Source organism: Aeromonas sp. QDB56, assembly GCF_027705505.1.
GTDB classification, from domain to species: domain Bacteria; phylum Pseudomonadota; class Gammaproteobacteria; order Enterobacterales; family Aeromonadaceae; genus Aeromonas; species Aeromonas caviae.
Map to the genome: position 1 here is coordinate 1 of NZ_JAPDBZ010000113.1, position 13,311 is coordinate 13,311.

At 63.5% G+C, this 13,311-nt stretch carries 11 protein-coding genes and 1 pseudogene; 1 reads left to right on the top strand and 11 read right to left on the bottom strand.

The window, feature by feature from the left end; all coding sequences use genetic code 11:
• Nucleotides 1–80: 80 nt before the first annotated feature.
• Nucleotides 81–443, top strand: a pseudogene (locus OKB81_RS15465) (CBS domain-containing protein); the annotation flags it as partial.
• Nucleotides 444–519: 76 nt separating this feature from the next.
• On the opposite strand, the gene OKB81_RS15470 reads toward OKB81_RS15465, so the two are convergent.
• From OKB81_RS15470 to nrfA, 11 genes are all read right to left on the bottom strand, one after another.
• A complete protein-coding gene (locus OKB81_RS15470) occupies nucleotides 520–1,773 on the bottom strand; it encodes a D-amino acid dehydrogenase (protein ID WP_042882483.1) in 1,254 nt (417 codons plus the stop codon).
• A gap of 153 nt (nucleotides 1,774–1,926) precedes the next feature.
• On the bottom strand, nucleotides 1,927–3,447 hold the full coding sequence (locus tag OKB81_RS15475) for a cryptochrome/photolyase family protein (RefSeq protein ID WP_270664122.1): 1,521 nt from the start codon (nucleotides 3,445–3,447) through the stop codon (nucleotides 1,927–1,929).
• Complete coding sequence (locus tag OKB81_RS15480) at nucleotides 3,447–3,587, bottom strand: DUF2256 domain-containing protein (protein WP_160838950.1); 141 nt, start codon at nucleotides 3,585–3,587, stop codon at nucleotides 3,447–3,449. The genes OKB81_RS15475 and OKB81_RS15480 overlap by 1 nt, the downstream gene beginning before the upstream one ends.
• 161 nt (nucleotides 3,588–3,748) lie before the next feature.
• Complete coding sequence (locus OKB81_RS15485) at nucleotides 3,749–4,669, bottom strand: serine hydrolase (protein WP_160838948.1); 921 nt, start codon at nucleotides 4,667–4,669, stop codon at nucleotides 3,749–3,751.
• A 350-nt stretch (nucleotides 4,670–5,019) separates the two neighbouring features.
• The gene (nrfF, locus tag OKB81_RS15490; RefSeq protein ID WP_160838946.1) at nucleotides 5,020–6,210 is read right to left on the bottom strand and encodes a heme lyase NrfEFG subunit NrfF; all 1,191 of its coding nucleotides are present in this window, start codon (nucleotides 6,208–6,210) and stop codon (nucleotides 5,020–5,022) included.
• Nucleotides 6,207–6,794 (bottom strand): DsbE family thiol:disulfide interchange protein, encoded by a 588-nt coding sequence (locus OKB81_RS15495; protein WP_160838944.1) that lies wholly within the window; start codon nucleotides 6,792–6,794, stop codon nucleotides 6,207–6,209. Before OKB81_RS15495 ends, nrfF begins: the two co-directional genes overlap by 4 nt.
• Nucleotides 6,791–8,752, bottom strand: a complete 1,962-nt coding sequence (gene nrfE / locus OKB81_RS15500) for a heme lyase NrfEFG subunit NrfE (RefSeq protein WP_160838942.1) — start codon at nucleotides 8,750–8,752, stop codon at nucleotides 6,791–6,793. The genes OKB81_RS15495 and nrfE overlap by 4 nt, the downstream gene beginning before the upstream one ends.
• 150 nt (nucleotides 8,753–8,902) lie before the next feature.
• Nucleotides 8,903–9,856, bottom strand: coding sequence for a cytochrome c nitrite reductase subunit NrfD (nrfD, locus tag OKB81_RS15505; protein WP_160838940.1), 954 nt, complete (start codon nucleotides 9,854–9,856; stop codon nucleotides 8,903–8,905).
• A gap of 87 nt (nucleotides 9,857–9,943) precedes the next feature.
• Nucleotides 9,944–10,624: a 4Fe-4S dicluster domain-containing protein gene (locus OKB81_RS15510; protein ID WP_270805307.1), complete on the bottom strand. Its 681-nt coding sequence runs from the start codon at nucleotides 10,622–10,624 to the stop codon at nucleotides 9,944–9,946.
• Nucleotides 10,621–11,214 carry a cytochrome c nitrite reductase pentaheme subunit gene (gene nrfB / locus OKB81_RS15515; protein WP_041211523.1) on the bottom strand — a complete coding sequence of 198 codons (594 nt, stop codon included), beginning with the start codon at nucleotides 11,212–11,214 and terminating at the stop codon, nucleotides 10,621–10,623. The genes OKB81_RS15510 and nrfB overlap by 4 nt, the downstream gene beginning before the upstream one ends.
• A 51-nt stretch (nucleotides 11,215–11,265) precedes the next feature.
• Nucleotides 11,266–12,711: an ammonia-forming nitrite reductase cytochrome c552 subunit gene (nrfA, locus tag OKB81_RS15520; protein ID WP_160838938.1), complete on the bottom strand. Its 1,446-nt coding sequence runs from the start codon at nucleotides 12,709–12,711 to the stop codon at nucleotides 11,266–11,268.
• Between the last annotated feature and the right edge of the window lie 600 nt (nucleotides 12,712–13,311).

Below are 13,311 nucleotides of genomic sequence, written 5' to 3' on the forward strand. Positions count from 1 at the left end.
CGACTGTGCTCGGTGATTGATCCGGGAGATCAGATCACCACTTGGCTAGATAGTTCCCCGATTTGTGCAACAAGGCCCATCTGCTCTCCCACCACCAGATCAAGGCGCTGCCGGTGGTGGATGAGGGGGAGAGGCTGGTCGGCATCATCACCCTGCACGACCTGATGATCGACCGGGCGGGTCACCAGCCGAGGGCGAAAGAGGCCCTCGAGCAGCAGCAGGTCGCGGATCTGATGACCCGGGAGGTGCAGACGGCGCGGCGCTACCAGCCTCTCTACGATCTGGTGGAGGCCTTCTCCGACGGGGGGCTGCACCACATGCCGGTGGTGGAGGGGGAGCAGCTGGTGGGCATCATCACTCAGTCCGACATGGTGGCGGCCCTGTTCACCCTGGCCCTGAAACCCGGAGTGACGAGCGAGGAGGCGACCCCGGTGTCGTCGTAGCCAGGGGGGCAAGAAAAAAGAGGGCGTGCCAGGCACGCCCTCTTTTTTCGCAGACTTGCACAGACGGTGCCAACGCCTAGCCGTAGCGGGCCAGGGTGAGCCCCTCGTCGCTGATATCCGGGGTATTGCCCGAGATGAGATCGCTGAGCAACTGGCCCGATCCTGCCGCCATGGTCCAGCCCAGGGTACCGTGGCCGGTATTGAGCCAGAGCCCGGGAATGGGGCTTGGGCCGACCAGGGGTGTGCCGTCCGGCGTCATGGGGCGCAGCCCGGTCCAGAAGGTGGCCTGCTCCAGATTTCCCCCCTGGGGGAAGAGATCCCTCACCACCATGGCCAGGGTATCGTGGCGTCTGGGGTTGAGCGCCAGGTTGAAGCCCGAGAGTTCGGCCATGCCGCCCACCCGGATCCGTTCGTCGAAGCGGGTGATGGCGACCTTGTAGGTCTCGTCCAGCACAGTGCTGCGCGGCGCGCCCTCGGCATCCGTCATCGGCAGGGTGAGGGAGTAACCCTTGACCGGGTAGACGGGGAGCTCTATCCCGAGGGGGCGCAGGAAGCCGGTGCCATAACTGCCGAGGGCACAGACGATGGCGTCGGCCTGGAAGCGCTGCTCGCCGGCACGGACCGCCACGGCGCGTCCCTTCGCGATCTCGACCTCGTCGATGGCGCAGTTGAAGACGAAGCTCACCCCGAGCTTGCGGGCCTCGTCCGCCAGGGCCTGGGTGAAGCGGAAACAGTCACCGGTTTCATCTCCCGGCAGGCGCAGGCCGCCCACCACCTTGCCACGCACCCTTGCCAGGGCGGGCTCGACCTCCTCGCAGCCGTCGGCATTCAGAGACTGATAGGGGACGCCGTACTCCTCGAGCACGGCGATGTCGCGCTGGCTGGCATCGAGCTGCGCCTGACTGCGAAACAGTTGCAGGGTGCCGAGCTGGCGCCCTTCGTAGTCGAGCGCCAGCTCGCCCCGCAACTGCTTCATGCAGTCGCGGCTGTATTCGGCCAGCCGTACCATGCGCCCCTTGTTGACCGCATAGGCCGCCGGCGTGCAGTTGGCGAACATCTTCAGCATCCAGCGCAGCTGGAAGGGGTCCGAGGTGGGCCGCACCGTGAAGGGGGCGTGCTTTTGCAGCAGCCATTTGGCGGCCTTGAGGGGAATGCCGGGGGCAGCCCAGGGGGAAGCATAACCCGGGGAGATCTGACCCGCGTTGGCATGGCTGGTTTCAAGGGCCACCCCGTCACGCCGCTCCAGCAGGGTCACTTTGTGACCGGCCTTGGCCAGATACCAGGCGCTGGTCACACCGACCACGCCACCACCGAGTACCACTATGTCCATCTTGTCTCTCCTTGACTGGGGCCTCCACCTTAATCAGCCGCCACAGGATATTCAACTGGTGTCGATGTCATTGGTGGTTATCGCTATTCACATTTTGTTAACTGGCTCTCAATGTTGTCATTTGCTCACTTTCTGGCATGAAATTCGGTCGATTCAGAGCCGTTCCAGGTGGAGCAGATGATGCTCTGCCGTCGTCAGGATGGCTTGCTGCTGTTCTGTGGTTTGGCCATCCCAGTTGGCATAGGGCAGGGCGAGGCGAGGGTTGTTGCCAAGTTTGTCCCGGTTGCGCCATAAAAAGTGCCAATAGAGGCTGTTGAAGGGGCAGCTGTCCGGCCCGCTGCGGGCCTTCACCTGATAGTGACACCCCTTGCAGTAGTGGCCCATCCGCTCGAGATAGGCGCCGCTGCTGGCGTAGGGCTTGCTGCCCATCAGGCCGCCATCGGCAAACTGGCTCATGCCGCGGGTGTTGGGCAGCTCCACCCACTCAATGGCATCCACATAGATGCCCAGATACCAGGCATCCACCTCGTCAGGGTGGATCCCCGCCAGCAGGGCGAAGTTGCCGGTCACCATCAGCCGCTGGATATGGTGGGCATAGGCGTGCTCCAGAGACTGTCGAATGGCGTGACGTACGCAGGCCATGCTGGTTTCTCCATTCCAGAAAAAACCGGGCAGGGGTCGCTCGGCCCCGAGAAAGTTGGTGCGCCGATACTCGGGCATTTTTTCCCAGTAGAGGGCGCGGACAAACTCGCGCCAGCCGAGGATCTGGCGGATAAACCCCTCCACCTGCGCCAGGGAAATGGTGGCCTGATTGGCCTGCCAGTGAGCTTGCGCAGCGCGGATCACCTCGAGGGGATGGAGCATCTTGCTGTTCATGGAAAACGACAAGCGGCTGTGGAACAGGCTCCAGCCCCGCTCGCTCAGGGCGTCCTGATAGCGACCGAAGTGGGGCAGGCAGTGTGCAAGGAAGTGTTCAAGCAGTGCGCGGCTCTGGCGCCGGGTGACGGGCCAGGGCAGGGCGTCGGCATCGGCACTGCCAATGGTGGCGACGCCGTGGCGGGTCAGCATGGCATCGATGTCGCTCACCTCGTTGGCAAAGGTGAGGGGCGCCGGAATGGGTTGGCTCGCCGGCAATTTGGCGCGATTCTCGGCATCGAAGTTCCAGCGCCCCCCAAGGGGCTGGCCGCGCTCATCGAGCAACACCCGGTACTGCTTTCGCAGGGCGCGGTAGAAGAACTCCATCCGGCTGTGGGGGTAGCGTCGCCAGCCATCGCGGGGGGTGAGAAAATGTTCGCTGTCCACCTCAGCGGTCGGGATGGCAAGGCCTGAGGCCCACTGGGTCAGCTGGCTTGCAAGGCGCCACTCGTCCGGGCTCTGCCAGGCGAAGCGATCGGCCTGATGCGCTTCTAGCTGGGCCGCCAGCAAGCTCGGCAAATCGGGCCAGGGGGCGCTCTCATCGAGAGTCAGGTAGCAGACCCGGTGGCCCGCCTTGGTGAGGGCGGCGGCGAAGGCGCGCATGGCGGCAAAGAAGGCTAGCACCTTCTGGCGATGGTGGCGGCAGTAGTCCGTCTCCTGGCGCAGCTCCACCATCAGGTAGCAGACAGCGGCATCCTGCGTGTGAAACCAGCTGTGACCTGCGTTCAGTTGATCCCCGAGAATGAGGCGTAGCTCCATCAGGGGTGCTCCTTCCGACGACGGCAGCGTTCGCTGCAATAGCGCACTTCCTGCCAGCAGCGGGCCCACTTGCGCCGCCAGGCAAAAGGACGCAGGCAGACGGGACAGATCTTCTCGGGTAGATGGAGTTTGAGGTGCATGTGGCGGCCCTGTTGATGCCCTTGGTTTCTCTCTGCCTCCTTAACGAAGCACCATACGGTCGGGATCACTGGGGGAGCAGAAAGAGGCAATAGGGGGTGATTGCCACTCATGAAAAAGGCCCCCGCACCTGCCGGTTCGGGGGCCCTTGTTCTCGTAGCCGTTACTGGCTGCTGAAGAGCCTGGGCTGGGGAGTGGACTGCGCCGTCAGGGTCATGCGGCCCGAGGTTTCCAGCCAGCTCTTGATCTTTCTGGCATCGGCGACCCGTTCATCCGTGGTGTTGGCGTGAAGCAGTACCATGACCACGGGCTCGTTGTTGACCCGGGTTCCCATCACCAGGCAGCGCCCCGCCTCGCGGATATAACCGGTCTTGGAGACCAGAATGGGCCAGCTTCCTTCCCGTACCAGGCGGTTGGAGTTGAGGTAGTGCAGCTGGCGCTTGCCGTTGCGTACCAGACGCTGCTCGGAGGCTGTGTACTGGCGGATCAGCGGGTAGGTGGATGCGGCAGCAGCCAGTTTGGCGAGATCGTGTGCGGTGGAGACGTTGCGGGGGTTGAGCCCGGTGCTGTCGGCGAAATGAGTGCTCCACATGCCGAGCATGCGGGCCTTGGCGTTCATTGCCTCGATAAAGGCTTTGCGGCCACCCGGGTAGTGCCGTCCCAAGGCGGAGGCTGCGCGGTTTTCAGAGGACATCAGTGCGATGTGCAGCATGTCGGCGCGACTCAGGCGAGAGCCCACCGCTAGGCGCGACCCCGTGCCCTTGAGTCTGTCCACGTCATCCATGGTGACGGTGAGAGTCTCGTTGAGGCGCTGATTGCCGTCCAGTACCACCAGCGCTGTCATCAGCTTGGTGATGGAGGCGATGGACATCACCCGGTTGGCGTTGCGCTCTGCCAGTGTCTCGCCGGTTTTCGGGTTGATGACCACGTAGGCATCGGATCTCAGCGGCAGGTTGCTGCGGGGTTCGAGCAGGCTGTTGGTGGAAGAAGAGGTCGCAGAAAACGGGTTGGCATGGGCGCTTTCCATGCTGGCGGGAAGGAGGAAGGCGCCGAGCAGCAAGGGAAGAAAAGGACGAAGGTTCATGATTTGACTCTACTACGACTCACAGGGACATTTGGCTAAGTTATATGACGGTAATTGACGCTTCACAACGTCTGGTGGCCGGATATTTCCATTTTATGGGCCAGCGCACCTTGAAATCCCCCGCATCGGGGCTATTGGGCCCGCAAAAGGGAGTCATAGAGGCCTGTCAGGCCATGCCAGACACGCCACCACGGGGGCGCACTATATGCTGGCGACGGGCGGGATGACGACTCTTTTTGCACCTTTCGGCGCCTTGGGATGATGAAGGGGTCGTTAATGGCGACCATGGCGATAAAAACGGCGCCCGGCAGGGAAGATGGCCCGCTGCATTATCGCCGTTTTGCCCCGCTTCATCCTCTCATCATCCGCGCGGTCTGAATGGCCTCGATCAGCGCGGCCCGGTTGATGCGGGGGCGCTCCTCGTCCAGCAACTGCTGCCAGAGGATGATGGCCCGGGAGTAGCGGCCGTGCAGGAAGTGATCGGAGGCGAGCAGCATCAGGGCGCTCACCTCACCCTTGTCCTGCTTGAGCGCGCTATCGAGCAGGCGCAGCGCCTCCGGGGTGAGCTGCTGGCCTGCCTGGTAGTAGAGCACGGTAGCCTGTGCGGCCTGGGTCGCAGCGCTGGCGCCCCCTTCTTGCAGGGCGAGACGCTGGTAGGCGAGCAGGGCGTTCTCGTACTCGTCCCGATAGAGATAGAGCTGGCCGAGCGCCGCCCAGCCGTCGAGATCGGCGGGGTTGGCTTGCAGGCGCTGGTGCAGGGCGCCCAGCTCCTTGTCTTGCAGATCCCGCGGGCTCAATCCTGCCAGCGGATCGGGGCACGACTGATAAGCCTGCCACGCCTGATAGCGGCCGGTGCCGGCATAAATACCGGCCATCAGCGCCAGCAGCAGGGTTCCAAGCAGTATCCAGGCGCGCAGCCAGAGCAGTGGACGGGCGGTGCGATCTCTTACCAGCCGCTCGCGCAGGGCCTGCTCGGCGGTTGGGGTGGCGTTGGCGAGGTGGGCCAGCTCCAGCTCCCGGTAGAGGCGGTTGTGGGGGGCAAGCCCCGCCTGCTGCTCGGCCATGATCAGCCGGTTCAGCTCGGCCCTGGGGTCGTGAGCGAGCGCCCCCTCGGCTCTGTTGCCGACAAGCGGCACCCGCGCCGGTTGCCGGCGATGCAGGCTCCTGCGCAGGCGATTGAGCGCCAGCAACAGCAAGAGGGCGGGGCCGCCCCACAGCAGCGCCGTGCTGCGCTTGAAGGGGGGATCGTAGCGCACGAAATCGCCGAAGCGCTCCGTCATGCGGGCGATCACCTGCTCATCAGACTGTCCCTCGTCCACCCAGCGGTAGACCTCGAGCCGCAGATCCCGGGCGATGGGGGAGTTGGACTCCACCAGGTTCTGGTTCTGGCACTGGGGGCAGCGCAGGGCGCGGGCCAGTTCCTGAGCGCGGGTCTGCCGCTCGGGGTGGCGAAACTCATAGGTGTCGACCCCGCTGGCAAGGGCCCCGAGGCTCAAGGCCAGCAAGAGCGGCGCGATCAGGGCGTGGCCGAGACGGTTCATGGCTTGCTCTCCCGCACTTGTTTCTCTACTTCTCTTTCCACTTCGGGCTGGCTAGCGGTGTTGCTGCGGGCCTTTGCCAGCAGGGGGGCAAACTGGCGTTGCCAGACCTCCCGGGTGAGCAGGCCGGTATGGCGGGTCAGCAGGGTGCCGTCGCCGGCGAAGAGATAGGTCTCCGGCGTGCCGTAGACGCCGAGCTCCAGTGCGAGTCGGCCGTCGGGGTCGGCCAGCACGGCGCGATAGGGGTTGCCCGCCTCGGTGAGCCAGGCGCGGGCGGCATCTCCCTTGTCCCGGTAGTTGAGGCCATAGAGGGGCACGGCGCTGGCCAGATCACCCAGCAGCGGATGTTCGGTGCGGCAGTTGGGGCACCAGCTGGCCCAGACGTTGAGCACGAAGGGCTCCCCCTTGAGCGCCGCGGTGTGGATGGGGACGCCGCCAAACAGATCGTCACTCTGCCAGGCTGGCAGAGTGCGCCCTGCGACGGCCTCATCCTGGCTGTAGGGGTTGTTGCCAAGGCCGAGCCAGAGCAGGGCGCCGAGCCCCAGGGTGAGCACGAGCGGCACGAACAGGCGCAAACGGGCGTTCATAAGGACTCCTGTTCAAGCCGAGGGTAGGGGGCGGTCGCTGACGCAGGATGGCTAGCCAGCAGCGGTCGGCGGGCGAGCAGGCGCAGGGCGCCGCCCGTCATCATCAACAGGCCGCCGAGCCAGATCCAGCGCACCAGCGGCTTATGGTGCAGCCGCATGGCATAGGCGCCGGGTCCCATCTTCTCGCCAAGCACCACGTAGAGATCGCCGAGCATTCCCCATTTGATCCCGGGTTCGTTCATGTTCATGGTGCGCACGCTGTAGTGACGCCGCTCCGGGGTCAGCCGCGCAACCTCTTTACCGTCCTTGTGCACGCTAAGCGTGATGCGCTCGGCGGTGTAGTTGGGGCCGATGAGCGGCTCGCTCCCCTCGTAGCGAAACGCGAAGGCGCCGAGCCGATAGGGTTGGCCTGCGGCGAGTACCGCGCCCCCCTCCTGACTGTGGTGACTCACCTGCGCAATGCCGAGGGCGCACACTGCCACCCCGAGGTGGGCCAGCAGGCTGCCGAACCGATTGAGGGTGAGCTCGCGCAGGGCGATCGGTTGCAAGAGCGGGAGCAGCAGGCTGGCCATCAGCCAGAGGCTCAGCACGTTGGCCGCAAGCCCCAGCCAGCTTGCCCGCAGCGGTTCGGGATAGGCGAGGCTCAGCAAGGTGCCCCCCAGCAGGCCGAACAGGCATGGGAGCAGCACCGTGATGCGGCGCTGGGCTGCCAGATGTTGCCAGCGCAGGCGCGGCAGCTGGGTCATCAGCGCCATCAGGCAGAGGGCCAGCGGCACGAAGATGGTATTGAAATAGGGGGCGCCCACCGAGAGCGAGCCCAGATGGAGCGACTGGAACACCATGGGGTAGAAGGTGCCGAGCAGCACGCTGGCGCAGGCCACGCAAAGCAGCAGGATGGCGGCGCCGAGCAGCCCCTCTTTTGACAGCAAGCCAAAGCGGGCATAGGGAGCGCGAATGTCCGCCCGCAGGGCAAAAAGGGTGAGGGCGCAGGTCAATAGCAAACCGAGCAGCAACAAGAGGGTGAGGCCGCGGCTGGGGTCCACCGCAAAGGCGTGTACCGAGGTGAGCACCCCGGAGCGCACCACGAAGGTACCGAGCAGGCTCAGCGAAAAGGTAAAGATGGAGAGCAGCAACACGGCGTGGCCGTAAGCGCCGCGCTTCTCGCACACCACCAGGGCGTGCAGCAGGGCGGTGCCGAGCAGCCAGGGCAAGAGGGAGGCATTTTCCACCGGATCCCAGAACCACCAGCCGCCCCAGCCGAGCTCGTAATAGGCCCACCAGGAGCCCAGCACGATGCCGGCGGTGAGAAAGACCCAGGAGCCGAGCGCCCAGGGGCGGCTCCAGTGGGCCACGGCGCCATCGAGCCGACCCGAGTGCAGCGCCGCCATGGCGAAGGCGAAGTTGACCGCAAAACCGACATAACCGAGATAGAGCAGGGGCGGGTGGATGATGAGGCCGATATCCTGCAGCATGGGGTTGAGATCGCGCCCCTCCAGCGGCCCCGGGAACTGGCGGTCAAACGGGCTGGAGAAGATCAGGGTATAGAGGCCAAACAGCCCGACGATCAGCCCCATGATGGCCAATACCCGGGTTGTGATCAGCGGGTCGACCCGCCTGGAGCAAAGAGCTACCAAAGCGCCCCACAGCCCCAGCGCAAAGACGAAGAAGAGCATGGAGCCCTCGTGGCCGCCCCACACGGCCGCCAGCTTGAACCCCATGGGCAGGGCGCTGTTGGCGTGCTGGGCCACATAGACCAGGGTAAAGTCATCCTGGCCAAAACAGCTGGCGAGCAGCAGCAGGGCTGCCCCGAGCAGGAGCGCGACCAGGAGGGCCAGCGGTGCTGCGCAGCCCAGCAGGGGGCGTGAGGCGAGCCGCAATCCCAGCCAGGGCAGGGTGCCTTGCAGCAGGGCGAGCCCGGTCGCCAGCAACAGTGAGAGATAGCCGAGCTCCGCCAGCACACAACCTCCAGTCAATCATTCGTCTATGTTATGCCGCAGCGTCTGCTGCCGTACCGGCGCTGGGGGATAACATCCACATTTTTGGCAACAACCCATCGCAATAAATAAACGCCAGTCACCCGAGGGTGGCTGGCGCTGGTGATCGTACCGTTATACGACTGTCATTTGACCGGCATAGAGCACGAAGTAGCGCAGCAGCAGGATCCCCACCAGGGTCAGGCTGCAGACCAGCACCAGATAGCCGTTTTTGGCCCGCAGCGGCGCGGGGGCCAGCAGGGCCAGCAACTGGGGCAGCAGCATGCCGATGCCCACCACCCCGAGCCAGAACACCTGAGCCCAGAAGCCGCTGCCGATGGCGGCCCACATGGCTGCCTCCTTCTGGCCGCCACCGAAGTAGAGGCCGGTAAAGAAGCAGACCAGCAGCAACACCTCCACCGCCAGCACCGGCCGCTCGAAGCGGTGGACAAAGCTCACTCCCTGGCTGTGATGGTTCTCCTTGAACAGGGTGACCGCCAGCAAGATGGTGGAGGCGATGCCGGAGCTGACGCCGGAGATGAGGAACAGCACCGGCAGCACCGGGTTGTTCAACAGCGGATAGGTCTTGAGCGCGGAGAGCAGAAAGCCGGTGTAGGCCCCCAAGAGCACGGCAAGCAGCAGCAAGAGCGGCGCCAGCAGCCGCTCGATGCGGGCAAGCCAAGCGATGAGATTATCCACAAAGGCGAACTTCTCTTGCAGCAGGTGACTGCGCAAGGTCTCGATCTCGGCCCGAAACACCACTGCCAGCCAGGCGAACAGCACCGCCATGTAGACCTGGAACAGCATGACCCCCATCGACATCACGGAGTCGAACTGGTAGTGGAACATCAGCTTCCAGAAGGTCCAGGGGCGGGCCAGGTGGAAGATGAGGATCAGTAACCCCAGCACCACGCTCACCGGCGCCAGAATGGCAGTCGCCTTGATGATGCCGCTCTCGCTGCCGGCTCCCTTGCGGCGCAGCAGCACCGAGAGGGTGGTGGCCCCGGCGGAGATGCCGAGCAGGAACAGGTAGATGGCTATGGGCCAGTCCCACACCAGCGAGGGGAAGTGAAATGCATCATGCAACATGATCCATTCCTCCTTCTGTTACTGCGGTAGATGGCGATCGGACAAATCCCCACACAAGGGAAGGGAAGTGAAATGCCTCTTGCATCGTCATGACTTTATCTCCCCTTTGGGCACGCGGTACATCTTGGGCGAAGTGCCGAGTGCCTGCTTGTAGCGATAGGTGGTCTCCTTTACCAGCCGTTTGGCGATGGGGCTGTCCGGGTCATCCAGATTGCCGAACACCAGCGCCTTGGTGGGGCAGGATTCCACGCACGCCGGCTCCTTGCCCGCCGCCAGGTTGGTCTTGCGGCAAAAGTCGCACTTGTCGGCCACCTTGGTCACAGGGTTGATAAAGCGCACCTGATAGGGGCAGGCAGCCAGACAGTACATGCAGCCAACGCAGAGATCCGGGTTGACGTCGACGATGCCATCCTCCTTGCGGATATGGGAGGCACCGGTGGGGCAGACGTGCACGCAGGGGGCGTTGTCGCAGTGCTGGCAGGACTTGCGAAAGAAGTGGTACTCGGCATCGGGGAAGGTGCCGATGGGGCCGGAGCGGATGATCTCGAGGCGCGAGACCCCCTCTGGCACCTGATTCACCTCCCGGCAGGCATCCATGCAGGCGGTACAGCCGATGCAGGCCGTCTCGTCGTGGAGCATGCCAAAGCGGACCCCGTCGATGGTCTGGCTGTGGGCGAGGAGGGTAGCAAGGGAGCGAGTCGGCCCTGTCATCATGATGAGGGCCCCCGCGCTCATCCCCGCCATGAAGTGACGGCGAGAGCAGCTCATGGTACCTCCTTGCCCGAGGTGGTGTTCGCCTTGGCCGCCTTGACGGCCTCATGCTGCTTGCTGTGGCAGTCGACGCAGAGCTTGATGCGAGACTTCTCCGGAATAGCCACCATGGGCTCCTTGGCCGGGTGCAGCTGGTGGCAGCTGGTGCAGGTGAGCTTGGTGGCGTGCACGTCGTGGGCCCAGAGCGCCTCGCGCAGCACTTTGGGCTCGTGACAGCTCATGCAGACCCCGTTCTGCTCGGCGATGGGGTAGCGCTCGGTACTCTGTTTGTCATTGAAGCTGTCGCTAAAGCGCATCACGTCCTTGACCCCTTCCCGGTGTTGGGGAGAGGGCTGACCATGGCAGTTGGTGCAGGTTACCGGCGCCAGGTTGTTGGGGTTGGTCGCCTGGCCGTGCTTGCCGTGCATGCCTTCGACCTGCTCCTTGTGGCAGTCGGTGCAGGCCTTGTCGGCACTGCGCAGAAATTCCACTTCATGTGTAGTAGGTGCCGGGGCGGTTGCCGCATCGGCCGCCTGGCCCTGCAGGCTGGTCAGCAGCATGGCTGCCATCAGCATCAGTCGTAAGAAATCCATTGTTAAATCACCCATAGGAAGCCTCCATCCGGCTGCGGGCCCGACACTGCGGGCCCGCATGCCTCGTCATTGTGCGAGCCGTCCGGCCGCTTTGGCCTCGGCATCCCAGGCGGGGACTGTGGTCTTGAGGAACTGGGCCTTGTCGCTGTTCATCTGCTTCATGTCCATCCCAAGAGCGGCCTGGGCCTTCTCCTTGCTGGAGATGTCAGGAATGGCGATCTCGTGGCTGATCCCCTTGGCGGCCAGCAGGCGTGCCAGCTTGGTGCGGGCGTCGGCGGCCTTGTCCAGGGCGGTTCCCAGCATGCGCAGCGCCACTTCCGGGGCGTGCATCTGCACCCCGTGGGAGGCGATGGAGAAGTCCCAGCGCCATTGGGCGTGACGGATATCCTGCAGAATGTCCTTCATCTCGGCCTCGGTGGCACCGGCATCCCAGGCGGCCTTGGCTTCAAAGTGGGCGTGCACCAGCTGCTTCTCGACTTTGAGCTTGATTTCGGTGACGGCGTCCTTGCGCTGCTTGACCACCCCTTGCAGCATCTCCTTGCTCTGGGTGTGGCAGTTGCGGCAGGTCTGGTCGAAGCGATCGAAGGGGTTGCCTACCTTGTGGTCGGTGTAGACCTTGCCTTGCTCGTTCTGCACCTTGGGCATGTGGCAGTCGACGCAGGCGACGTTGTTCTGGCCGTGAATGCCGGCGCGCCAGGTCTCGTACTCCGGATGCTGGGCTTTGAGCATGGGGGTCTTGGAGAGGGCATGGGTCCAGTCGGCAAAGCCAATCTCGTCGTAATACTCTTCCATCTGCTCAACAGTCGTACCCTTGTCCCAGGGGAATTTCACCGCCTTGGTGGGGCCGCTGAAGTAGTACTCCACGTGGCACTGGCCGCACACCTGAGACTGCTGATCGAAGCGTCCCTGCTCCTTGAACGGCTTGCCGATGGCGGTCATGGCCCGGTCGGCATAGGGACGGGAGAGGTGCAGGGCGGGTTTCCCTTCCTTGAACTCTTTCGAGGCGGTGTCGTGGCAGTCGGCGCAGCCGATGGTGTTGACGATCTCCGGTCCGCCTTTTGCCCACATGCCCTTGAAGTAGCCATCCTCACCCTTCTCGTCGATGACGCGGGCCACGTCCGGGCCTTTGCAGCTCCAGCAGGCCATGGGCAGCGGACCGTCTTCGGCAGTCTTGGGGGCGCCGGTACGCAGGGTTTCCCGCACGTCGGTCAGCGCATAGAAGTGGCCGCGCGGCTTGTTGTAATCCTTGGAGAAGGGGTAGCCGGCCCAGAGCACCACCATCTGCGGATCTTCCGCCAGGGCGTCGGTGCGCTCGCGGCTCTCGCTGGTGCCTTTCCAGCTGGTGAACTGATCGGCGTGATCCTTGGCGAACAGCTCGCTGCGCGCCTCGATCTTGCCCTTGCTTTGTGCCTCGTCGGCCGCCTGTGCCCAGCCGCTGGTGCCAAGGCAGGTGGTAAGCAGCAGGGCGGCGAGGCCCAGCCTGGTCTGTCTGTTGTGTGAACTCACGATCATCACTCCCAAATCGATCTCATTGCCAAGCCTGACCGTTCCATCCTGGATGTGGGCATCAGCCCCCGCACTAGGCAGGAGCAGGCAGGCCGATTAATTGTTATTAGTGAATAAAACCCATGTATTTATGCGATTGCTCGAGCTGGATATTACCAAATGGGTAAAACGAATGATGATTTATCGGGAGCGGGATTGCGCTAGATCAATTGGCGGAGCCGGCAACAAGCGGAAATGAGATCCCGGTTAAATTATGAGGAAACTCAACTTATTGCACCATTGTTAACGCTGTTGTCTGGCGACAGTGGGCTCAGTTGCCCGCCAGCCCGCGTCCGGCAAGGAAATGTGCGTCAAATGGCGCGAGCTGTATTCATTTAGGGATAGAAAATTTCTAATGTATATATATGCATTATTAACTTCAGGGGAGGGAGTCATTATAATCCCCTTATTGCCGGATTCAATCAGAGGATTGTCCATGGATACCATGGCCTATTCAAACGATGATCCAGTAAAAAGAGCCGGCGCTTGCCGCAATGCTGTTCACTTAAGCGGAGCCGCATTGCGATTTACCGGAAAACGGGTCTTTGATATCTTCACCGCCCTGGG